Here is a 21624-nt window from a genome sequence, read left to right as displayed (position 1 = left end):
CCCGAACCCGCCTTCGCCGGACGTGCCGTCCCCGCACTCATCGTCGTCGGGCGGACCGTTCCCCGACGCCCCCACCCCCGACGCCCCCGGCACCCCAAGTCGCCCCACTGCCCCCGCCCGTGTCGTCTTTCGGCGGGATCTGCGGGTCGTGCGGGCCCGGTTGTGGGCGGGGGTCGGAGCCGGGGCGGGGGTGCTGGTGTGCCGGCTGGCCGTCGACGCCACCCGCGCGGTGGGGGCGCCGTCGGTCGTGGTCGCCGAGGGTGTGCTGGGCGCGGCCGTCCTTACCGTCCTCGGCCTGCGGTTGCTGCTGACCTCGCTGCTGCCGCAGGCGCTCGTCGTGGACGCGGCCGGAGTGGAGTGGCGCGGCACCCTGCGCCGGCTGCGGCTGCCGTGGAGCGAGATCACCCTGCTGTGCGTCCTCCCGGCCACCGACCGGCGGCTGCTGCGCACCGGCCACCGCTTCCCCGAACAGCTCCTGATCCGCACGGCCACCCCGGCCGCCCGGCACCGGGTCACCCGCCCCACCGCCCGCTGCGCCCGGCTCCTGGAACCCGCGCCCCGCTGGGACCACGGCTGGGACGGCCTCGCCGTCGACCTGCGCCCGCTGGACACCGAACCCGCCACGCTCGACCGGGCCCTCGACACCCACGCCGGGCCCCGCTGGCGCCGTATCGGAGTACCGCCGGACACCGCGGCCGACGGCGCCCACCGCATACCCGGCCGGTTGCGCTCCCCGCTGGCGCTGCGGCTGTCGCGCCACGGACGCAAACTGTCCGTCCTGCTCTGGCTGCTGTGCTGCTACGGCTACCTCCGCCTCGGCGACACCCACCCGGGCCCCGGCCCGCACTGGGCCTACGTCGGCGCGGGCATCGCCGCCCCCGCCGTCGTCCTGCCCCTGCTGGCCGCCCTCGACCGGCTGTCGGGCCGGCGCTGCGAACTGCGCGTCGACGCGGGCGCCCTGCGGCTGCGCGTCGGGGCGGACGAACGCGTCCTGCCCCGGGCCGTGACGGGCGACCTGGAGATCGAGTCCGGGGCGCAGGCCCCCGGCGACCGGCAGCCCCGCTGGACACTGCGCGCCCGCCCGAGCGCCGACGGCGCCCCCGCCCCGGCCCCGCTGCACGGCGGTCTGCGCACCGCCGACGACGGACGGCTCGACATCGTGCCCGTGCTCGCCGGAACCCCCGGCGAACCCCACGGCCTCTCCCTCCACCCCGCACAACTCGCCTACGCGCTCGGCTCCTCGGGCTACTCCGTCACGGGACCGGCCGGCGGCGAGGAGGCCGTACGCCGCTGGAGCGCGCCCGCCCTGGCCGGCGCAGCACCGCCCGCCGATCCGCCCGTACCCGCGGCGTCCGCCGGTGAACTGCGCGTCCTGCGGGTCTCGCGCACCGCGACCCGCGGCCACCGCAGCATCGCCGCCGCCCTCGGCGCCCACGGCGGCGACCGGCCGCTGCGCGTCCTGGTCGAGCCCGGCCGCTACCCCGAACCCCTGTCCCTCAAGGGCGACGTGGAGATCCGCGCCGTCCAGGGCCCCGGCAGCGTGCTCGTCGAACCACCCGGCGCGACCAAGGTGAGCACCACCGGCAGCGCCGTGCTCACCGGGCTGATCGTCGTCGGCCGGGGCCCGGCGGCCCTCGACGTCACCGGCGGCTCGCTCACCCTGCGCGACTGCCGGGTGGAGGGACGCGGCACCGCGAGCGCGCTGACCGCCGCGCCCGGCACGGAGATCACCGTCGAGGGAGGCGAACTCGCGGGCGGCGCCCTCGTGCTGCGCGGCGCCCGCGCCGTCGTACGCGGCACCCGCCTCACCGACGCCACCGAGGACGCCCTGCTCGTGACCGACGGCGCGCACGCCGAGGTCACCGGCTGTCTCTTCACCGGCACCCGCGGCGCCGCCGTCCACGTCACCGGCGGCGGCAGCCGCGCCGCCGTGACCGACTGCGCCTTCACCGGCGCGACGGGACACGGCGTCCTCACCGAACGGCACGCCGAGACCGAGATCCGCGACTGCCGCTTCCACGACCTCTCCGGCACCGCCCTCGGCTTCGCCGAACAGGGCCGCGGCACCGTGGAGCGGGCCCGGGTCGACGGCGCCGACGCGGGCGCCCTCGTCACCACCGGCGCCGAACCCGCCTTCAGCGACTGCGCGTTCGACAACTGCCGGGCCGTCGGCCTGCGGGTGGTCGACCAGGCGGGCGCCCGGCTGACCGACTGCACCTTCCGGCGGGCCTCCAACGCCGCCCTGCACGTCGACCGGAAGGGCCGCCTGCGCGCCGACGGCTGCCGCGTCGACGGCGCCCGCCAGGGCGTCGTGGTCGAGAACGGCCACGCCGTCCTCACCCGGGTCGAGGCCCGCGCGCTGTCCGGCGCGGTGGTGCGGCTGTGCCAGGACGGCACCGTCGAGGTGACCGGACTGCGCGCCGAGGACTGCAAGTACGGGCTGCACGGCTCCGGCACCGGCTCCTCCGGCGAACTCGCCGACGCCGACCTGAGCCGCGTCTCCGACTGCGGGATCGCCCTCATCGGCTCCGCCCGCGTCACCGCGCACGACGTCCGGGTCGCCGACTGTGTCTCCGACGGCCTGTTCGTCCGGGACACCGCCTGTCTGACCGCCCTCCGCTGCACCGTCGAGCGCGCCGGCCGGCACGGCGCGCACGTCCTGGACAGCGGCGTCCTGACCGCCGAGGGGCTGACCGTGACCGACTCCGGATCGGACGGCGTACGCGCCGCGAACAGCAGCCAGTTCGAGCTGCGCGACACCTCCTGCACCGGCAGCGGCGGCGACGGCGTGCGCACCGACGAGGGCGCGAGCGGCCGGATCGTCGACAGCCGCATCACCGGCAGCCGGGGCGAGGGCGTCGCCGGGGACGGCACCGTACGGCAGACCGGCGTCACCACCCGGGACACGCCGGGCCCCGACCCCGCCGGGGAGGGGGACCCGCAGGCCGAACTCGACGCGCTCATCGGCCTGACCGGGGCCAAGCACCAGGTGCGCGTCCAGTCCGACCTGCTGCGCCTGGCCGGGCTGCGCCGCGCCGCCGGGCTGCCCGAACCGCCCGTCGGCCGCCACCTCGTGTTCTCCGGGCCGCCCGGCACCGGCAAGACCACCGTGGCCCGGCTCTACGGCCGTATCCTCGCCCGGCTCGGCGTGCTCGGCGACGGCCGCGTCGTCGAGGTGCACCGCAGCGACCTCGTCGGCCAGTACCTCGGCTCCACCGCGCTCAAGACCCGCGCCGCCTTCGACAGCGCCCGCGGCGGAGTCCTGTTCATCGACGAGGCGTACAGCCTGTCCCGGCGGTTCGGCGTGGGCCACGACTTCGGGCAGGAGGCCATCGACGAGCTGACCAAGCTGATGGAGGACCACCGCGACGACGTCGTGGTGATCGCCGCCGGCTACCCCGCCGAGATGGAGGAGTTCCTCACCGCCAACCCCGGCCTCGCGTCACGGTTCTCGCGGACGGTGACCTTCGCGCCGTACGGGCCGGAGGAACTGGTGCGGATCGTGTCCTACCTCGCCGGCCGGCACGGCTTCGAACTCGACCCGGGCGTCGAGCCGCTGCTGCTCGCCCGCTTCCAGGACGCGGACCGCTCCGGGACGCCCGCCAACGGGCGGGACGCGCGCACCGTGTTCGAGACGATGATCGAGCGGATGGCGGTCCGGCTGTCCGAGGTCCCGGAACCCACCCACCAGGAACTCCTGATGCTCCGCACCACCGACCTCCCACCGACCTGAGCGCCCGGCGCCGGCGCCCGTTACCCCCGAGTACGCGGTGGCTGCTTCCCGGCCCTCGTGCCGGGCGGCCGTCGTGACCAGGTCGGCGTCGGCGGCCCGCCAAAGTACTGCAACACTTGAGGTCTAGACTCTCCCCGCAACGGCCTGCGCAACGACGACCGTGGCCGAAACCAGGCAGTCACCTGCCGCACCCGAAGGGTATTCGGCGTTTTGATACGGATAGATTCAGTCACCAAGCGGTACCCGGACGGCACGGTGGCGGTCGACCGGCTGTCGCTGGAGATACCGGACCGCTCCATCACCGTCCTCGTCGGCCCCTCCGGCTGTGGCAAGACGACCACCCTCCGGATGATCAACCGCATGGTGGAGCCCAGCGAGGGCGCCATCCTGCTGGACGGCGTGGACGTCCAGGCGCAGCCCGTCAACACCCTGCGCCGCTCCATGGGGTACGTCATCCAGAACGCCGGTCTCTTCCAGCACCGCACGATCGTCGACAACATCGCGACGGTGCCCCGGCTGCTCGGCTGGAGCAAGGAGCGCGCCCGCGCCCGCGCCGCCGAGCTGATGCAGCGCGTGGGCCTCGACTCCTCGCTCGCCAAGCGCTACCCGTACCAGCTCTCCGGCGGCCAGCAGCAGCGCGTCGGTGTCGCACGGGCACTCGCCGCCGACCCGCCGGTGCTGCTCATGGACGAGCCGTTCTCCGCGGTCGACCCGGTCGTCCGCAAGGGCCTCCAGGACGAACTCCTGCGCATCCAGGAGGAGCTGGGCAAGACCATCGTCTTCGTCACGCACGACATCGACGAGGCCATCAAGCTCGGCACGATGGTCGCCGTGATGCGCACCGGCGGCAGGCTCGCCCAGTTCGCGCCGCCCGCCGAACTGCTCACCGCCCCCGCCGACGAGTTCGTCGAGGACTTCCTCGGCGCCGACCGCGGCATCCGCAGGCTGTCCTTCTTCCCGTCCGCCGGACTGGAACTCCAGACCGCGCCGGTCGTGGCCGTCGACGCCTCCGCCGACCAGCTCAAGGCGCGCGCCTCCGCCGACGTACCGCATCTGCTGGTCACCGACCTCGACGGCAGGCCGCTCGGCTGGAGCGCGCCCGGCGACCTCACCGCGGGCGCGATCGACACCACGCGACTCCTGCCGTTCGGGCGGCCGTTCGTGCACGGCACGGACTCGCTGCGGGCCGCGCTCGACGGCGCCGTGCTGTCGCCGACCGGCTGGGCCGTCGGGGTGGACGGCACCGGGCGGGTCGTCGGCGTCGTGTCGCAGGCGGTCGTCGCCGAGGCGATCCGGCACGCGCACGCCGGGAGCGCCGACGGCACGAAGGCCGCGCGATGATGCAGGCGAGCGGCTTCTTCGACATCCCGAGCGACCTCCAGCACAGCTATCCCGGCCTGATCGGGCTGCACCTGAGGGAGGCGCTGATCCCGGTCCTCGTCGGCCTGGTCGTCTCGCTGCCCGTGGCCCAGATGTGCGTGCGGTTCCGCTGGCTGTACCCGCCGGTGCTCGGCGTGACCACCATCCTGTACGCGATCCCCTCGCTGGCCTTCTTCGTGGTCCTCATCGACTACACCGGCCAGAGCGAGACCACCGTGATGATCCCGCTGGCCGTCTACAGCCTGGTGGTGCTCGTCCCGGCCATCGTGGACGGTGTGCGGTCGGTGCCGCCGGAGACCCTGGCCGCCGCCACCGCCATGGGCCTCGGACCCGTACGCCGCTACTTCCAGGTGCAGTTGCCGATCGCCGTACCCGCGATCATCGCCGGTCTGCGGGTCGCCACCGTGTCGAGCATCTCACTTGTGAGCGTCGGCATGCTGATCGGCAACCAGGGCGCGCTGGGCAACCTGCTCAACGACGCGAACATCTACCACCGGCCCGAGCTGGCCGTGAACTCCGTGGTGACGACCGCGCTGCTCGCGATCCTCGCCGACGTGGCCCTGGTCCTGCTGCGCCTCGCCCTGACCCCGTGGATGCCGAGGAAGGCCGCCGCCCGGTGAACGTACTGAACTTCGTCCACGCCTTCTTCAGCGACGGCGCCCACTGGCACGGCTACGACGGCATCCCCACCCGCTTCCTGGAGCACATCGGCTACTCGCTGGAGGCGCTCGCCCTCGCCGCCGCCATCGGGCTGCCCATCGGCGTGCTCACCGGCCACTACGGGCGCGGCGGCAACGTCCTCGCCCTGATCGCCACCGCCGGCCGGGCCCTGCCCACCTTCGGCCTGCTGGTGCTGATGGTCATCCTGATCGGCTTCGGCATGGTGACCGTGATGGTCCCGCTGGTCGTGCTCGCCGTCCCGCCGATCCTCGTCACCACCTACGAGGCGATCCGCTCCGTCGACCCGTCCCCGGTGGACGCGGCGCGCGGCATGGGGCTGCCCGAGTCGCGGGTGCTGTTCCAGGTCGAACTGCCCGTCGCGCTCCCGCTGATCCTCAGCGGGCTGCGCTCGGCGGCCATCCAGATCGTCTCCACGGCCACCATCGCCGCGTACATCGGCCTCGGCGGGCTCGGCCGGTACATCATCGACGGCCTCTACCAGCACAACTACGAGAAAGTGGTCGGCGGGGCCACGCTGGTCGCGGGGCTCGCGCTGACCACTCTCGCGCTGTTCTGGGCGGTGGGCCGCTGGACGGTGTCGCCGGGAGTGCGACGCGGCAACGGCTGACGTTCAGCCCTCGGTGCGGGCCAGCGCCAGCTCCAGTACGACGAGCAGCGCGTCCCGCACCGAGCCCCGCTCCCGGGCGTCGAACACCACCAGCGGCACGCCCTCGGTCACGTCGAGCGCCCAGCGGACCTCGTCCACGGAGTGCTCGACCTGTCCGTCGAAGGCGTTGATGGCCACCGCGAACGGGATGCCCTTGTGCTCGAAGTAGTCGACGGCCGCGTAGCAGTCGTCGAGCCGGCGGGTGTCGACGATGACGAGCCCGCCGACCGCGCCCTCCACGATGTCGTCCCACATGAACCCGAACCGCTCCTGTCCGGGCGTGCCGAACAGATAGAGCTTCAGCGTCGGGTCGATGGTGATGCAGCCGAAGTCCATGGCCACCGTGGTGGTGGTCTTGCGCGGCGTGTGCGTGAGGTCGTCCACCCCCGCGGCGACCTCGGTGATGGCGGCCTCGGTGGTCAGCGGCTCGATCTCGGAGATCGAGCCGACGGCGGTGGTCTTGCCCACGCCGAAGCCGCCCGCGACCACCATCTTCACCGGCAGCGGCGGCCGTACGGCGGTGTGCTCGGCCGCGCCGCGGAGCAGAGGCTGGGTCGGTGTCACGGAAGTACCCCTCGGGAGTCGGGGATGGCCCTCAGGCCATCGATAACCCTGCGCAGGACGGATGCGTCATGAGTGGCCTCGAAGTCCGGTACGTACACCGTCAGGTGCCCGGCGGCTCGCAGGTCCTCGGCCAGGACGCGGACCACGTTGAGATGCAGCCGCAGCCGGGCCGCGAGCTCCGCGAGCGACTGCGGGAGCCGGCAGCCGGCGACGATGTCGTGCTGCTCGAAGGAGAGCCCGTCGAGCGCGTCGAGCCCGGTGGCGGTGGCCACCACCTGGGTCTCGACGGGCATCGTCCGGCCCGACGCGGTGTCCGCCACCCGGCCGGCGGTGACCAGGAAGGGCCGCACGGCGGGGGCGGGGCCGACCGGGTCCGGATCGGGGCCCGGGGGCGGTGTGCCGTCCGCCATGGGTTCCTTCGTCTCCTCTCTCGGCCGGGTGGCGAAGGTCAGCGCGGCGCCGGGACGCCGACGTTGTTCTTCAGTTCGAGGACGAGCTGGGGGCTGAGGGCGGCGCCCGCACGGTTGGCGAACACCGTCATCTCGTAGGCGATGTTGCCCAGCTTGGCCTCCTTGTCGGCGACGACGCCGAGGACGGCGCCGCTGCCGATGGCGGAGACGATGACATGACCGCCCTCCAGGTCGATGATGACCTTGTTGAGGCTGCCCAGACCGTAGTTGCCGGAGGCTCCCGCGGCCAGGCTGGTGATGCCGGAGACGATGGCGGCCAGCCGCTCGGAGTGGGCGCGTTCGCGCAGCTCCGACACGGCGATGAGCAGCCCGTCGGACGACACGGCGATGGCGTCGACGACGCCCGCGGTCTCGGTGGCGAAGCGGTTCAGCAGCCAGGTGAAGTCGGCCGCGGCGGCCTGCAGGTCGGTCGGCGCGGTGCCGCCCGTCGGGGTGTCACCTGTCGACGTGCTCACTGCTCGGCTCCTTCCGGATGGTGGTTCTCGTCGTGCGGTCGGTGCGTGGGCGCCGAACCGGTCTCGGGGCGCGCGTAGCTTCCGGTGTCGCCTTCGCTGTCGCGGCGCGCGCGCTCCACGGCCGCCTCGAACTCGTCCAGCGCGTCCCGTTCGGCCTCGGCGTCCTTCGGCCGTACCGCCTGGGGTACGACCTGCTGGGCGCCGGAGGTCGTCCGGAGCGTGGCCCCGCGGACCCGGCGACGAAGCGGGCGGGAGGTGCCGTCGGCGTCACTGGCGACGGGCGGGGGAGTCCCGGTGCGGGCCCGGGGGATGAACGCGACATCCTCCCCGGCCTTCACCGAGGCATCGCCGGTCATGGTAAGCGCCGTCGGATCGGCGGGGGAGACCGGGCCACCCTTGGGCGCCGGTGCGTCCTCCGACGGCCGGCCCGCGGCCGCCGCCCGTTCGTCGTCGGCGTCGTGGCGCGGCCTCCTGCGGGGGAGCGGGCCGGTGTCCGTCCCGGGGTCGCTCGCCCAACTCGGGGCGGACGCCGGCCTCGGGCCCGAGTCGCCCTCCGGGACGCGGGCCGCGGTGGCCGCGACCGGGGCGGAGGCGCCCACCGGGCTCATCTCCAGCAGCAGGGTGCTCGGCAGGGACACCTCGGCCGTCACACCGCCGCCGGGCGTCCGGGTCAGCTCGACCCCGATGTCCCAGCGGCGGGCCAGGGTGCCCACCACGAACAGGCCCAGCACCTTGGTCGGCATCAGGTCGAGGCGCTCACGGCGGATCAGCCGGGCGTTCTCCTCGGCCAGGCGCTCCGCGCTCATCCCGAGGCCGTGGTCGGTGATCACCACATGGGCACCGTCGGCGCTGGTGCGCACGGTCACCTCGACGGGGCTGCCCTCCGGCGAGAACGACACCGCGTTCTCCAGGAGTTCGGCCACCATCAGGGTCAGGTCGCCGATGATGTCCGGCTCGACCATCGTCTCGGACGCGGCGTACAGCCGTACCCGCTGATAGCCCTCGATCTGGCCGAGCCCGGCCCGTACGACGTTGGTGAGCGCCGTCGGACCCGAGTCGAGCACCGTCTCGCGGATGCCGGCCAGCAGCATCAGGCTGTCGGCGTTGCGGCGCAGGCGCACGGCGATGTGGTCGATGGAGTACAGACGCTCCAGCAGCGCCGGGTCCGTCTCGCCGCGCTCCACCGCGTCGATCAGCGCGAGCTGACGGGTCGTCAGGTTGCTGACGCGGCGTCCGACGTTGCCGAACATCTCCGCGGTGTTGCGCCGGCTGAGCACCTGGCGTTCCAGGAGCGCCGCCGCGGTCGTCTGCACCTGGTTGAAGGCGTCGGCCAGGTCGCCGATCTCGTCGCGGGCGGTGACCGGCACGTCCCGCAGCCGGGGCGGGCCGTCGTCCTCGGCGTCGTCGTCGGCCACCCGGGCGAGCTCCCGGCCCGCGACGTCGGCGACCTCGTACGCGACGCCCGTGAGCGCCTGCACGGGGCGGATCACCGAGCGGCGGACCAGCACCACGAACGCCATCCACAGGGCGAAGCCGAGCAGCGCGCCGCTCAGCAGCAGCGCCGCGCGCCAGGTCGCCGAGGTGGAGGCGCTGTCGGCCCGGTCGGCGATCTGCCCGATCAGCGAGGTCGTGATCTTCAGGCGGGCGGCGGCCTGTTCGGGGTAGGCCGGGTACTGGGTCAGGGCGTTCCTGACCGCCGTGCGGATCTCCGACTGGCTGCCCGCCTCCAGGCTGCCGGTGTCGATCTGCATCTCGGCGTACGACTCGGCGATGGTGCGCTGCGCCGGCGTGTGCTCGATCCCGGCCAGCTGCTCCGCCTGCTGCTCCGAGGCGAACCGGCCGAAGCGGTTGGACTGGTGGGTGAACAGGTCGTACGAGCCGACCGCGTTGGTGAACTCGATCAGCGCGTTGGTGTCCCCGGTGGTCGCCGAGAAGACGCTGGTCTCGAAGGCGCCGTGGGCGGCGTCCGCGCGCAGCAGCGAGTCGAGCAGGTTACCGGTGAAGGTGGACGCGAGCGTCGAGTTGCGGTCGAGCCCGAGCCCGTCGATCAGCTCGTTGGCGGTGTTCGCGTACGCCGGGTCGATGTTGTCGGCCGGGAGGTACGCCTGCTCGACCGAGTCGCGCAGGCTGGACAGGCCCTCGACCTCGCGCAGCGCCTGCCCGGCGGTCTCCGGCAGCCGGTCCCCGAAGGTGTCGCGCACCGTGCGGACCTGGGCGTCGACCGCCTCCTGCGCCTTGCGGTAGTCGGTCGGGGAGGGCGTGCTGTCGCCCGCCTCGTAGCGCGCGGAGAGCAGGATGGCCTGCTGGTGCTCGGCCTCCACCCGGTCCACGAGCCGGGCGACCTGGGCGCTGTCACGCACGAGCTGGGCGGCGTCGCGCGCGCTGTTCGCCTGCCCGAGCAGATCGGTGATGAGATAGGCCAGCAGTACGGCGACCACGGTGAGCGGGACGCCGACGAGCAGGTTGAGTTTGCGCCGGAAGGGCCAGCGGTCGGCGAACCCCCGTATGCCGTCCCCCGTCGGCGGGACGGTCCGGGTGGGCGCGTCCACCTGGTTCGTGGACACCAGTGCCTCCTTCATGGGGGTGTCTCCACCCGAAGCTGCTGATGCGTGGCGACACCGAAGCGGGCCCCGTGCACCGCTGTGACGGATGTCAACGTCGGTGAGAGTACAGCCTCTTCGAACCCGTGCTCGGCTCCGCTTTCATCAAGAATCCGTTACAAACGCTCCGCGCCGGGTACACAACTCGGCTCCGATCGAAGCCAATCGGTGACCGGATTCCACTTGACTGGCCTGTAACCGGCTGGATTGGATCAGTGAAGAACTGTTCGCAACGTTGCGCAAAGTCCTCACTCAACCCTGAGCCCGGAACGGGAACCGTGACTTCCAACACCCACACCAGCAGGTCAATCCGGAGAACCCGAGGCGCGACGGCCGTTGCGCTCGCTGCGGCGACGGCGCTGCTGGCGGGCTGTTCCTCCGCCTCCGACAACAACAAGTCCGACCCGCTCGCCGGTGACAAGGCGAGCGGCGACACGGTCGTCGTCGGCTCCAACAACTTCGCCGAGAGCATCCTCGTCGCCGACATCTACGGCGAGGCCCTCAAGGCCAAGGGGATCAAGGTCTCCTACAAGCCGAACATCGGCAGCCGCGAGACGACCTACGGTCTGCTCAAGAACGGCACCATCTCGGTGCTGCCCGAGTACAACGGCGCGCTGCTCGCCTACCTCGACCCGAAGGCCACCCCGAAGACCGCCGAGGCGACCACGGCGGCCATCGAGGCCAAGCTCGACTCCAAGCTGACGCTGCTGGACCCGGCGCCCGCCCAGGACAAGGACTCGGTCACCCTCAACGCGGCCACCGCGAAGAAGTACAACCTGACCGACAAGTCCTCCATCGCGGACCTCAAGGACATCGCCAAGGACCTCGTCATCGGCGGCTCGCCGGAGTTCCAGACGCGTCAGCAGGGCCTGGTCGGCCTCAAGGACGTGTACGGCGTGGAGTTCAAGTCCTTCAAGGCGCTCGACGCGGGCGGCCCGCTCACCCAGGCGGCGCTGAAGAAGAACACCGTGCAGGCCGCGGACATCTTCACCACGGACCCGACCATCTCCCAGGAGAAGTTCGTCGTCCTCCAGGACACGGAGAACCTCTTCGGCTTCGCGAACGTGCAGCCGCTCGTCTACAAGAGCGGGCTCTCCAAGGAGGGTGTCGACGCGCTCAACGCGGTGTCGGCCAAGCTCGACACGCCGGCCCTGCTCGACCTGGACACCCAGGTGCAGTCGCAGAACAAGGACCCGCTGGACGTCGCCAAGGCGTGGCTGAAGACCGCCGGCCTCGGCTGAGCCGGGCGCCCGCCGCGGGGCGGGAACGACGAGGGTGCCCCCGGGAGGTCTCCGGGGGCACCCTCGTGTGTCGGCGGGGTGGGCCGGGATCAGAGGTCGAACTCGTGCGGCGGCAGGTCCAGCGTGAAGCACGCCTCGCGCACCACGGCCTGCTCCGTCTTGTCGAAGTCGCCGTCGGCGCCGCCGATGACGATGCCGATCTGGATCACCGCACGCGCCTCGGCCGGCTTCTTCTTCGCCTTGGCGATCTCCTGGAGCACGCTCACCTTGCCGAAGTCGAAGTCGGTGGTCAGCTTGTTCAGGTTCTCCTCGAAACGCCGGCGCAGATCGTCCGCCGGGAAGTTCTGGAGCACCTCGTTGGTGGCGATGAGCTGCGCCACGCGCTGCCGCTCGGCCGGGTCGATGGTCCCGTCGGCGGCGGCGACGAGCGCGCACATCGCCATGCTCGCGTCGCGGAAGGCACCGCTCTTGAGGTCGTTCTTCTTCGCCACGAGCTGGGTCTGCATCGTCGACGCGGACTCCTTGATGCGGTCCCACAGGGCCATGCGAACTCCTTGTGTGCACAGAGGATTGCTTCTACAACAACGTAGAAACTCATGGCGGGGCCGATAAGTTCCGCTGTTCCGCACCGTCCGGGACCGGGGCGCGCCGGGCGCGGCGGCCGGTCCGGGGTTCCTGGTCCGGCAGCCAGCCGAAGGCGAGGCAGCCGCCGGTCAGGCCGAGGAGCAGCCCGAGGAAGAAGCCGCCGAGGTTGGAGGTCACCCAGGTGCCCAGGGTCACCAGGACGCCGAGCACGGAGTAGAAGAGGCGCTGGGCCGGGTTGACGAGGATGAGCACACCGCACAGGACCATCACCGCGGGCAGCAGATAGCCCGCGAGACCCTGCATGCCGATGTGCATGACGACCTCGAGCGACGCCTTCTCGGTGAGCAGGATCTCCGCCCCGCCCAGGGTGAGCAGCAGTCCGCCCCAGAACGGACGGCGGCCCCGCCAGCGCCGGAAGCCGGCCCGGAGGCCGGCCGGGGAGGGGCCGGGCATCAGCAGCCCGAACCGCTGAAGCGGAGTCCCAGGCCGGGCAGCTTGAACACGCCTGCCGTGGTCGCGTAGTTGGTCTGCCGCAGGTCGGCGATGTGCACGGTGTCGGCCTGCTGGCTGAACACGCCGATCGGGCCCTTCACCCCGGCCTTGGTCAGGGTGCTGGCGTCGTTGCCGATCTCGATGCCGTCGAAGGTGGCGTCGCCCGTCAGCTCCGTGGAGTCGGTGGTGAGATCGGTGGCCTCCACTTTCTTGCCGCCGCCCCCGGCGGTGATGAGCAGGTTCGTCCCGCCGAGGTCGACGCTCTGGCACAGCTTCGTCAGGGTGGCGTTCCTGATCGCGGAGGTCACCACCAGTACCTGTCCGCCGGTGTCCCCGGCGTTGGGGCTGCCCTCCGCCATGGTGTCGAGGCCGCCGAACTGCTCGAACCCGGTGCCGTCGAGCTCGGTCGCGGTGACCGTGAACGGCATGCCGGAGATGGCGAACTGGACGCCCAGCGCGCCCTGGGCGGTGAGGACCGCGAGCGCGGCGACGGCGAGCACGGCCGGGACGGCCAGCACGGCCGCGCGGCGTGCTCGGACCCGGCCGAGGCGTCCGGCGTCCGGCGGTGTGTCCCCGGAAGCGCTTTCCGGTGTCGCGGTGTGATGCTCGGCGGAGGAGGCCATGTGTGCTCCCAGGGGGCAGGATTCACTGCGGGGCTGGTGCCGGCGGCGCGCCGTCCTGGCGGGGACCGCGACCGCCGTGTGCGGCGACCGCCGCGCACGTCCTCTCGCGCTCCCGGCGGGCGCAAGGGCTTTCGCGCGGATGGCGCGGCAGTGGCCACTTCGGAAGTTACCGGGGGTTACACCAAGGGGTCAAGAGACATGTGAAAAAGAGGTGAGACATGTGTGCCGGATGTGCTCTGACCTCCAACTCCCTTGATCTGCCTTGACCTTGACGACGATTCAGGTCTACAACACTCCTCGCACCGCTCCCGGCTGCCCCACCTCACCCCACTGAGAAAGAAGGCACCCGCATGCGTACGCGCTCCCCGCTCGCCCTCGCCGTCCTGGCCGCCGCCCTCTCGCTCACGGCGGCCCTGCCCGCCGCCGCGGCCGACATCCCCGTGCTCACCACCGGCGACGCCGGCACCCCGGTGGCGGCCGGCGACGCCCTCACCGCCCAGCTGGCCCCCGGAACCAACGCCACCTTCTTCTCCAGCGCGACCGGCACCAGCGGCGTGACGTGCACGACCTCGGCGTTCGGCACCACCGTCACGGACAACCCCACCGCGCCCGGCTCGGCCACCGAGACGCTCGACCGCCAGACGTTCGGCGGCTGCACCAGCAACGTCACGGGTGTCCTCGGCGTCAACTCCATCGCGCTCGACAACCTGCCGTACACCACGACCGTGAGCTCCGACGGCACGGTCGCCATCACCCCGGGCGGCGGGGCCACGACCGTGCAGAGCACCGTCCGACTCCGCACCCTCCTCGGCACCGTGACCTGTGTCTACCGGGCCCCGGGGCTGACCGGCCGGGTCGACGGCGCCGACAGCGGCATCGTCTTCACCGGCCAGCAGTTCACCAAGAGCTCGGGCTCCTCGCTGTGCTTCTCCAGCGCCTGGTTCTCGGCCAGGTACGCCCCCGTCACCGGCGCGGACGGCGCTCCGGTGCACGTCAACTGAGGTTTGCACGCCCCCGCGTTCAGCGTCCGCGCAGCCGCAGGGCGAGGGCGGCGCCCCCGGTGAGCACCAGCACCGCGGCGGCGCCGCCCGCGAGCAGCGGCGCGGACGGGCCCGACCCGGCGTTCGTGTCGGCGGCCACCGGCGCCGGATCGGCGCCGGTGGCCGCGGCGCGCGGCGCGGCGGACGAGGGCGCGGTGACGGCCGCCGCCGCGCCCTTCGACGCGGTCGCGGTCGGGGCGGTCGGGCTCGGTGTGCGGGACGGTGTGGTGGACGGCTTCGCCGGCTCCTCGCGCGGGGCGGAGGACTTCGTGGCCGGGAAGACCACGTCGGAGCACGAGTAGTAGGTGTCGGGCGTGCTGGTGTTCTGCCAGATCGTGTAGAGGACGTGGTGCCCGGTCCGGTCCGCCGGCAGCGTCGCGCCGATGTGGTACGCCCCGCCGGTGAGCGCCGGGTCGGTGGCCGTGGCGAACGGCCGCTCGGGCAGGTCGGACCAGGTGAGCGGCTTGGTGGGGTCGTAACCCTGCTTGGTCATGTACAGCTTGAAGGTGCCGGTGTGCGCGATCGTCGAGGCGTAGGTCAGCGTCATCCGGCCGCCCGGGGTCAGCCGGGTCGTGGGCCAGTCCGTGCGGGCGAGATCGATCCCCTTGTACGCGGGCAGGCCCCCGCTGCACAGCCGGCCGTCCGGGATCGTCTGCCGGTCCCGGCCGCCGACGCCCGCCACCCGCAGGTTGTCCCAGGCCGTGAAGGGCCCGCCGTTCGCCGCGATCGCCGCCCGGCAGGCGGCGGTCGCCGCGCTGCCGCCGTCGGGGGAGCAGGCGTAGACCCGGCTCACCGGATCGGTGGGGGCGCCGTGCGCCAGGGCGGGTCCCGCCGTCCAGAGGGACAGCAGGGCGGCGGCCGCGACGGCGGCCCCCAGGGCCCTGGGGCGGGTGGTGATCCGAGTCATCCGGGACGTCTCCTCGGCCGGCGCGGTACGGGTGTGCGCCGTGCAGTACGCGAGGCGGGCCCGTCGTGTTCAACTGCCCGCCGGTGGATGCACGATGCACCGACCGGCCCGTCCGTTTGCCGACCTGCCGAGGTCCCATTGAGAACGGACCGCACGGCTCGTAGGGTGGCGATCACCGGTGCGGCGACGGGGTGGAGCGCCGGTGCCTCCGGATGAGGAAGAGAGCCGAGGGAGAGCCGTGGATCGACATCGTCCGCTTACCGAATTCCGGGAGCGATCACGGCCGTCGGCACGCGAGGGTCACTCGGCGGTCATCAGCTCCGCACACCGCAGCCATGCTGCCGCAGGGTGAGCTATCGTGTGCAGGGGGTAAAAAACAAACGGCACGTCCCGTTCGTTTCCGGCCGCAAGGAGTGTCCAGTCGATGGCGAGGCAGTTACGCGCCGAGCAGACCAGAGCAACGATCATCACCGCCGCCGCCGACCTGATCGACCGGCAGGGCTACGAATCCACCAGCCTGAGCGAGATCGTCGAACACGCCCGGGTCACCAAGGGCGCCCTCTACTTCCACTTCGCGGCCAAGGAGGACCTGGCCCACGCCATCATGGAACTCCAGGCCCACGCCGCACGGCAGTTGGTGAGCGACGTGGACAGCCGCGGCTGCTCCTCCCTGGAAGCGCTGATGCGCACCACGTTCGGGATCGCCCGGCTCGCCGTCGAGGGCCCCATCCCCCGCGCCGGCCTCCGCCTGGCCACCGCCGACGTCGTCGTACGGCCGCCCCTGCGCCACCCGTTCACCGAGTGGCTGGAGCTCGCCACCCGCCGACTCCTGGGCGCCGTCAAGGAGTCGGACGTGCACCCGGACACCGACGTCGAGGCCGCCGCCCACTCCCTGGTCTGCTTCTTCGTCGGCACCCGCATAGCCGGCCGGTCCCTGGAGCCCGCCTCCCGGCTGCCCCGCCGGATCACCGAGATGTGGTACCTGACGATCCGCGGCCTGGTCCCGGTTCCCCGCCGGGCCCGCTATCTGACGCTCGCCACCCAGCTGGAGCGGGAGATCAGAACCGTCTGATCCGCGAGGTACGGTGACGCGCATGCCCGACACGCCCACCGCCCCCGTGATCCACGCCGACGCGCCGGGCTCGTTCCCGCACGGCGTGCTGGCCGAACGGCACCCCGCGATCATCGGACAGGTGCGGGACGCCTTTCCCTACGGCCCCGAACAGCACCGCGCGCTCGACGCGCTGCGCGAGAGCTGTCTGCACGGTGTCCTCGAACCCCTGCCCGCCCACGCGCCCGACCGTGAACGGTGGCGCCACTGGGGCATGGACGAGTACACCGGCCGCTCCTGGTTCGACGTGCCCTGGCTGTGGGCGGAGAGCTACTTCTACCGCCGGCTCCTCGACGCCGTCGGCTGGTTCGGGCCCGGACCCTGGCAGGGCATCGACCCCTTCCGCCCGTCCAAGCTCGCCGAACTCGACGCCGCCGAGACCGACGAGGAACTCGCCGCCCTCGACGCCCTGGAGGACCGCCCGGCCGACGAACGGGCGCGCGCCCTGCTGCACGGCTCGCTCTGGGGCAACCGCGCCGACCTCGGCTTCCGGCTCTCCGACGCGGACGCCGAGACCCGCGCGGCGGTCACCGCGCTGGTCGCCGACGACAGCGCGACCCTGTGGTCCCTGCTCCCGCCGTCCGGCACCGGCACGCTCTGCCTGGTCGCGGACAACGCCGGCCGCGAACTCGTCCCCGACCTGCTGCTGATCGCGCACCTCCTCGCCGAGGGCCGCGTCGGACGGGCGGTGCTGCACGTCAAGACGTACCCGTACTACGTCTCCGACGCGACGAACGCCGACGTGGTCGACGCCGTGCGCCGGCTCGTCCGGGCACCGGGCGCGGCCGCCTCGTCCGGGCGGCTGCTGTGGGCGGCCCTGGCCGACGGCCGGCTCACCGTGCGCGCCCACTCGTTCTCCTGTGCCCCGCTGCCCTACGCCGACATGCCCGACGACCTGCGCGCCGAGTTCGCCGCCGCGACCCTGACCGTCTTCAAGGGCGACCTCAACTACCGGCGTCTGGTGGGCGACCGGACCTGGCCGCCGACCACCCCCTTCCAGGACGCCACCGCGTACTTCCCGGGACCGGTCGCCGCCCTGCGCACCCTGAAGTCCGACGTCGTCACCGGACTCGCCCCGGCCACCGAGGCGGCCCTGACCGCCGCAGAGGGAGAGCGCTGGCGTGTCGCCGGCACCCACGCGCTCATCCAGGTACGGGAGTCAGAGCAGCCGTAGCGGAAGCGACTCCACCCCGTTGACGGCGTTCGACGCGGACCGCACGGGCGGGCCGGCGAGCGCCGGAGCGGGCAGCAGCCGTGCCCACTCCGTGTAGAGCGCCGTCAGCTGGAGCCGTGCGAAGCGGGCGCCGAGGCAGGCGTGCGGGCCGCCGCCGAAGGACACCTGCGGATTGGGGGTGCGCGCGAGGTCGGGCCGCCCGGGAGCGGTGAAGACCCGCTCGTCGCGGTTGGCCGAGGCGAGGAAGACGACGACCTTGTCGCCCGCGCGGATGCGTTGCCCGGCGAGTTCCGTGTCCTCGGCCGCGGTGCGCCGGCGGGTCAGCACCGGCGGGTGCAGCCGCAGCAGTTCGTCGACGGCCGCGGCCGTCGGCACCCGCCCCTCGCTCAACCGTCCGTATTCCCCGGGGTGTTCGGCCAGCACCAGCAGTCCGCCTGGGGCCGCGGCGCGCACCGTGTCGCAGCCCGCCACGGTGAACAGGACGAAGAGCATCTCCAGCTCCGCGCCGGTGAGTTCGGCGTCGTACGCCAGCGTGGTCAGCACGTCGTCCGCGGGGTAACGCCGTTTGTAGGCGGCCAACTGACGCGCGTACGCGCACAGATCCTCCAGGGCGGCAACGGACCACGGCTCAACCGGCCAGGCCGCCGCCTCCCGCCCGGTTCCCGTCTCCCGGTCGGCCGCGGCCTGCCGCCCGGTTCCCGTCTCCCGGTCGGCCGCCGTCTCGGGCCGGGCCGCGGTCTTCCGCGCGACCGCCGTGTCCGGCCGGGAGGCTGTCTCCCGCCAGGCCGTCGTCTCCCGCCCGGCCGCTCTGTCCGGCCGGACCGCCGTCTCCCGCGCCGCCGCGGTCTCCCGCCCGCCCGCGGTCTCCCGCGTGACTGCCGTGTCCGGCCCGCCCGCCGTCTCCCGCCCGGTCGCGGCCTGCCGCGCGGGCGGCACGCTTCCGCCCGGGCCGCCCGCCGAGCGTCTCACCCGGTGCAGCCAGCGGCGGTCGCCCGGGGGGACGCCCAGGAGGTCGGCCAGGTTGAGCAGGGCGAACTCGTCGGTGACCGCGGTCACCGCGTCCACCGTGCCGTCCCCGTCGCGCGCCGTCACCAGGGCGCCCGCGCACAGCGCGCGGGCCCGCTCCCGCACCGCCCGCGCGAACCGGTCCACCCGCTCCGGCGTGAGCGCGCGGCCCGCCGACCGCCGCAGTCTGCCGTGCCCCGGCGGGTCCTGACCGGCCATCAGGCGCCGCAGGAACGGCAGGTCCGCCGGGTCCGGGTCACCGATCCGCGTCCCGCCCGCGGACGAGGAGTACGTCACGGTGTCCGCCAGCACCCGCACCACGTCCGCGTGCCGGGTCACCGCCCAGAACCCCGGCCCCGCCGCCCTGCCCGGCGCCCCCGGTTCCTCCTGCCGGGCCACCGGGTGGCGGTCGCGCAGGACGCGGTAGTCGTCGTACGGCACACCGGCCGCGTACCGGCACGGATCGAAGACGTCGGGAACCACCTCGGGCGGCAGCACGGAGGACATGGGCACCACCGTGGCCCGCGGCCGGGACCCGGGCAAGGGCGAGAGCGTGGCGGGACGCCGCCGCAGGCCGAAAGGCGCCGTGTCACGCGATGGTGTGATCATGTGCCGCCCCGCGGATGCCCCGCGGAACGCCTGGGCAGGACCCGGCCATGACGCAGCCGTTCCGCCTCCCGCACTTCTATCTGCCGTATCCCGCGCGGCTGAACCCGCACCTCGACGAGGCGCGCACCCACTCGACCGCCTGGGCCCGCGCCATGGGCATGCTGGAGGGCTCCGGGGTCTGGGACCCGGCCGACCTGGAGGCGCACGACTACGGGCTGCTGTGCGCCCACACCCACCCCGACTGCGACGGCCCCGCCCTCTCGCTGATCACCGACTGGTACGTGTGGGTCTTCTTCTTCGACGACCACTTCCTGGAGAAGTACAAACGCACCCAGGACCGGGCCGCGGGCAAGGCCCACCTCGACCGGCTCCCGCTGTTCATGCCCCGCGACCCGGCCGCGCCCGTCCCCGAACCCGGCAACCCCGTCGAGGCGGGCCTCGCCGACCTGTGGGCGCGCACCGTCCCGGCGATGTCCACGAACTGGCGTGATCGTTTCGCCGTCGCCACAGAGCACCTGCTCCACGAGTCCCTGTGGGAGCTGTCCAACATCAACGAGGGGCGCGTCGCCAACCCCGTCGAGTACATCGAGATGCGCCGCAAGGTCGGCGGCGCCCCCTGGTCGGCGGGGCTCGTGGAGTACGCGACGGCGGAGGTCCCCGCCCGGGTCGCCGCGAGCAGACCGCTGCGGGTGCTGAAGGAGACCTTCTCCGACGCCGTCCACCTGCGCAACGACCTGTTCTCCTACCAGCGGGAGGTGGAGGACGAGGGCGAGAACAGCAACGGCGTGCTCGTCCTGGAGACCTTCTTCGGCTGCACCACGCAGGAGGCCGCCGACACCGTCAACGAGGTGCTCACCTCGCGCCTGCACCAGTTCGAGCACACCGCGCTGACCGAGGTGCCCGCGCTCGCCCTGGACCAGGGACTCACCCCCGCCGAGACCGCCGCGGTGGCCTCCTACACCAAGGGCCTCCAGGACTGGCAGGCCGGCGGCCACGAATGGCACCTGCGCTCCAGCCGGTACATGAACGAGGGCGCCGTCCCCGCCGCGCCCTGGCACGGCCCGAGCGGGGCCGGGGCCTCCGCCGCCGACGTGGGCGCGCTGCTGGCCGACGCCGGCGCGCGACGGCTGCGCCCGCACACCCACGTGCCCTTCGAGAAGGCGGGACCGCTCCCGCTGCCCGCGTTCCACCTGCCCTTCCCGCTGCGCCTGAACCCCGGCCTGGCCGGCGCGCGGGCCCGGCTGCCGCAGTGGGCGCACCGCACGGGGCTGCTGCGGGAGGGCGTCTGGGACGAGGACCGGCTGGCCGCGGGCGACCCCGCGCTGTGCGCCGCCGGGCTGGACCCGCACGCCGCCGCCGACGCCCTCGACCTCGGCGCGCACTGGCTCACCTGGGGGCTGTACGCCGACGACTACTACCCGCTGGTGTTCGGGCACCGGCGCGACCTGGCCGGCGCGCGGCTGGCCACGGCCCGCCTGTCGGCGTGCATGCCCCTCGCGGGGGAGACGGCGCCCGCCCCGGCCAACGCCCTGGAACACGGGCTGCTCGACCTGTGGGGCCGCACGGCGGCGCGGCTGGGCCCCGGCGAACGGCTCGGTCTGCGGCGGGCCGTCGAGACGATGACCGGGAGCTGGCTGTGGGAGCTGGCCAACCGGATCCACCACCGCGTCCCCGACCCGGTCGACTACCTGGAGATGCGGCGGGCGACCTTCGGCGCCGACCTCACGCTCACACTGTGCCGCGCGGGGCGGGCACCGGCGCTCCGGCCGGAGGTGTACGACACCGGACCCGTGCGCTCGCTGGAGAACGCGGCCGTCGACTACGCCGGTCTGCTCAACGACGTGTTCTCCTACGAGAAGGAGATCGAGTACGAGGGCGACCTCCACAACGCCGTCCTCGTCGTACGGAACTTCTTCGGCGTCGGACGCGCGGCGGCCCTCGGTGTCGTGCACGACCTGATGAACCGTCGACTGGAGCAGTTCCAGCACGTGGTGGACCGTGAACTCCCGTTCGTGTGCGAGGACTTCGGGCTGTCCGCGGAGGAACGCGCGGCCCTGGACGCCCATGTGGACGGCCTGCGCGACTGGCTCTCCGGCATCCTGCACTGGCACCGGGAGGTCGACCGCTACAAGACCCCCCACCTCAGCCGCCGCACCCACGCCTTCCTCCCGACCCGGGCACCGGCCGTCGCGCTCCCGGTGCCCCGACCGCCGGTGCCGGGGCGCGTGCGGGCGGGGCGGCACCGACCGACCGGAGGGCGCCTCTGACGGTTCGGCCGGGACCGAACCGTTGGGTTGCCCGATCCCCG

18 protein-coding genes are annotated in these 21624 nt (G+C 73.2%); 9 read left to right on the top strand and 9 right to left on the bottom strand.

Features of this window, described 5'->3' with window-relative positions:
• The first annotated feature begins 148 nt into the window (after positions 1–148).
• From AB0F77_RS13305 to AB0F77_RS13290, 4 genes are all read left to right on the top strand, one after another.
• Positions 149–3733, top strand: coding sequence for a right-handed parallel beta-helix repeat-containing protein (locus tag AB0F77_RS13305; protein WP_361946259.1), 3585 nt, complete (start codon positions 149–151; stop codon positions 3731–3733).
• A gap of 210 nt (positions 3734–3943) precedes the next feature.
• The gene (locus tag AB0F77_RS13300) at positions 3944–5074 is read left to right on the top strand and encodes an ABC transporter ATP-binding protein (protein ID WP_361946256.1); all 1131 of its coding nucleotides are present in this window, start codon (positions 3944–3946) and stop codon (positions 5072–5074) included.
• Positions 5071–5733: an ABC transporter permease subunit gene (locus AB0F77_RS13295; RefSeq protein ID WP_361946253.1), complete on the top strand. Its 663-nt coding sequence runs from the start codon at positions 5071–5073 to the stop codon at positions 5731–5733. Before AB0F77_RS13300 ends, AB0F77_RS13295 begins: the two co-directional genes overlap by 4 nt.
• Positions 5730–6401, top strand: a complete 672-nt coding sequence (locus AB0F77_RS13290) for an ABC transporter permease (RefSeq protein ID WP_361946250.1) — start codon at positions 5730–5732, stop codon at positions 6399–6401. Before AB0F77_RS13295 ends, AB0F77_RS13290 begins: the two co-directional genes overlap by 4 nt.
• Positions 6402–6404: 3 nt before the next feature.
• Here AB0F77_RS13290 and AB0F77_RS13285 read toward each other — a convergent pair whose 3' ends face one another.
• Genes AB0F77_RS13285 through AB0F77_RS13270 form a run of 4 tightly spaced genes read right to left on the bottom strand, consistent with a single transcriptional unit; the run spans position 6405 to position 10493 of the window.
• A complete protein-coding gene (locus AB0F77_RS13285) occupies positions 6405–7004 on the bottom strand; it encodes an ATP/GTP-binding protein (protein WP_361946247.1) in 600 nt (199 codons plus the stop codon).
• The gene (locus AB0F77_RS13280) at positions 7001–7414 is read right to left on the bottom strand and encodes a DUF742 domain-containing protein (protein ID WP_361946244.1); all 414 of its coding nucleotides are present in this window, start codon (positions 7412–7414) and stop codon (positions 7001–7003) included. The genes AB0F77_RS13285 and AB0F77_RS13280 overlap by 4 nt, the downstream gene beginning before the upstream one ends.
• 38 nt (positions 7415–7452) lie before the next feature.
• Positions 7453–7929, bottom strand: a complete 477-nt coding sequence (locus AB0F77_RS13275; RefSeq protein WP_361946241.1) for a roadblock/LC7 domain-containing protein — start codon at positions 7927–7929, stop codon at positions 7453–7455.
• Positions 7926–10493, bottom strand: a complete 2568-nt coding sequence (locus AB0F77_RS13270; protein WP_361946238.1) for an ATP-binding protein — start codon at positions 10491–10493, stop codon at positions 7926–7928. The genes AB0F77_RS13275 and AB0F77_RS13270 overlap by 4 nt, the downstream gene beginning before the upstream one ends.
• A gap of 314 nt (positions 10494–10807) precedes the next feature.
• Between AB0F77_RS13270 and AB0F77_RS13265 the strand changes: the two genes are divergently transcribed.
• Positions 10808–11770 (top strand): ABC transporter substrate-binding protein, encoded by a 963-nt coding sequence (locus tag AB0F77_RS13265; RefSeq protein ID WP_361946235.1) that lies wholly within the window; start codon positions 10808–10810, stop codon positions 11768–11770.
• 89 nt (positions 11771–11859) lie between these two features.
• Here the strand turns inward: AB0F77_RS13265 and AB0F77_RS13260 are convergent, their stop codons facing one another.
• The 3 genes from AB0F77_RS13260 to AB0F77_RS13250 are packed head-to-tail and all read right to left on the bottom strand — an operon-like array spanning position 11860 to position 13470.
• Positions 11860–12315, bottom strand: coding sequence for a TerB family tellurite resistance protein (locus AB0F77_RS13260; protein WP_361946232.1), 456 nt, complete (start codon positions 12313–12315; stop codon positions 11860–11862).
• Between the two features lie 49 nt (positions 12316–12364).
• Positions 12365–12808, bottom strand: a complete 444-nt coding sequence (locus AB0F77_RS13255) for a DUF6114 domain-containing protein (protein ID WP_361946229.1) — start codon at positions 12806–12808, stop codon at positions 12365–12367.
• Complete coding sequence (locus AB0F77_RS13250) at positions 12808–13470, bottom strand: DUF6230 family protein (protein WP_361946226.1); 663 nt, start codon at positions 13468–13470, stop codon at positions 12808–12810. The genes AB0F77_RS13255 and AB0F77_RS13250 overlap by 1 nt, the downstream gene beginning before the upstream one ends.
• Before the next feature lie 350 nt (positions 13471–13820).
• On the opposite strand from AB0F77_RS13250, the gene AB0F77_RS13245 reads away from it, so the two are divergent.
• A complete protein-coding gene (locus AB0F77_RS13245) occupies positions 13821–14471 on the top strand; it encodes a Tat pathway signal sequence domain protein (protein ID WP_361946223.1) in 651 nt (216 codons plus the stop codon).
• A gap of 19 nt (positions 14472–14490) precedes the next feature.
• Here AB0F77_RS13245 and AB0F77_RS13240 read toward each other — a convergent pair whose 3' ends face one another.
• Complete coding sequence (locus AB0F77_RS13240) at positions 14491–15417, bottom strand: lytic polysaccharide monooxygenase (RefSeq protein ID WP_361946220.1); 927 nt, start codon at positions 15415–15417, stop codon at positions 14491–14493.
• A 424-nt stretch (positions 15418–15841) separates the two neighbouring features.
• On the opposite strand from AB0F77_RS13240, the gene AB0F77_RS13235 reads away from it, so the two are divergent.
• The gene (locus AB0F77_RS13235) at positions 15842–16489 is read left to right on the top strand and encodes a ScbR family autoregulator-binding transcription factor (protein WP_361946217.1); all 648 of its coding nucleotides are present in this window, start codon (positions 15842–15844) and stop codon (positions 16487–16489) included.
• 22 nt (positions 16490–16511) lie between these two features.
• Positions 16512–17702: a damage-control phosphatase ARMT1 family protein gene (locus AB0F77_RS13230; protein WP_361946214.1), complete on the top strand. Its 1191-nt coding sequence runs from the start codon at positions 16512–16514 to the stop codon at positions 17700–17702.
• Here AB0F77_RS13230 and AB0F77_RS13225 read toward each other — a convergent pair.
• Positions 17688–19214 carry a cytochrome P450 gene (locus AB0F77_RS13225; RefSeq protein WP_361946211.1) on the bottom strand — a complete coding sequence of 509 codons (1527 nt, stop codon included), beginning with the start codon at positions 19212–19214 and terminating at the stop codon, positions 17688–17690. The two genes, AB0F77_RS13230 and AB0F77_RS13225, sit on opposite strands and share 15 nt — an antisense overlap.
• Before the next feature lie 149 nt (positions 19215–19363).
• On the opposite strand from AB0F77_RS13225, the gene cyc2 reads away from it, so the two are divergent.
• Positions 19364–21583: a germacradienol/geosmin synthase Cyc2 gene (gene cyc2, locus AB0F77_RS13220; RefSeq protein WP_361946208.1), complete on the top strand. Its 2220-nt coding sequence runs from the start codon at positions 19364–19366 to the stop codon at positions 21581–21583.
• The last annotated feature ends 41 nt before the right edge of the window (positions 21584–21624 follow it).

The sequence above is a fragment of the Streptomyces sp. NPDC026672 genome, from assembly GCF_040638185.1.
Lineage (GTDB): Bacteria > Actinomycetota > Actinomycetes > Streptomycetales > Streptomycetaceae > Streptomyces.
The sequence above is the reverse complement of the archived record's forward strand: the minus strand, read 5'-3'. Positions and strand labels throughout refer to the sequence as shown.

Coding starts and splice junctions, on each gene's coding strand:
- AB0F77_RS13295 (WP_361946253.1), top strand. CDS start 5,071: ATGATGCAGGCGAGCGGCTTCTTCGACATCCCGAGCGACCTCCAGCAC.
- AB0F77_RS13280 (WP_361946244.1), bottom strand. CDS start 7,414: ATGGCGGACGGCACACCGCCCCCGGGCCCCGATCCGGACCCGGTCGGC.
- AB0F77_RS13260 (WP_361946232.1), bottom strand. CDS start 12,315: ATGGCCCTGTGGGACCGCATCAAGGAGTCCGCGTCGACGATGCAGACC.
- AB0F77_RS13255 (WP_361946229.1), bottom strand. CDS start 12,808: ATGCCCGGCCCCTCCCCGGCCGGCCTCCGGGCCGGCTTCCGGCGCTGG.
- AB0F77_RS13250 (WP_361946226.1), bottom strand. CDS start 13,470: ATGGCCTCCTCCGCCGAGCATCACACCGCGACACCGGAAAGCGCTTCC.
- AB0F77_RS13245 (WP_361946223.1), top strand. CDS start 13,821: ATGCGTACGCGCTCCCCGCTCGCCCTCGCCGTCCTGGCCGCCGCCCTC.
- AB0F77_RS13240 (WP_361946220.1), bottom strand. CDS start 15,417: ATGACTCGGATCACCACCCGCCCCAGGGCCCTGGGGGCCGCCGTCGCG.
- AB0F77_RS13235 (WP_361946217.1), top strand. CDS start 15,842: ATGGCGAGGCAGTTACGCGCCGAGCAGACCAGAGCAACGATCATCACC.
- AB0F77_RS13230 (WP_361946214.1), top strand. CDS start 16,512: ATGCCCGACACGCCCACCGCCCCCGTGATCCACGCCGACGCGCCGGGC.
- AB0F77_RS13225 (WP_361946211.1), bottom strand. CDS start 19,214: ATGTCCTCCGTGCTGCCGCCCGAGGTGGTTCCCGACGTCTTCGATCCG.
- cyc2 (WP_361946208.1), top strand. CDS start 19,364: ATGACGCAGCCGTTCCGCCTCCCGCACTTCTATCTGCCGTATCCCGCG.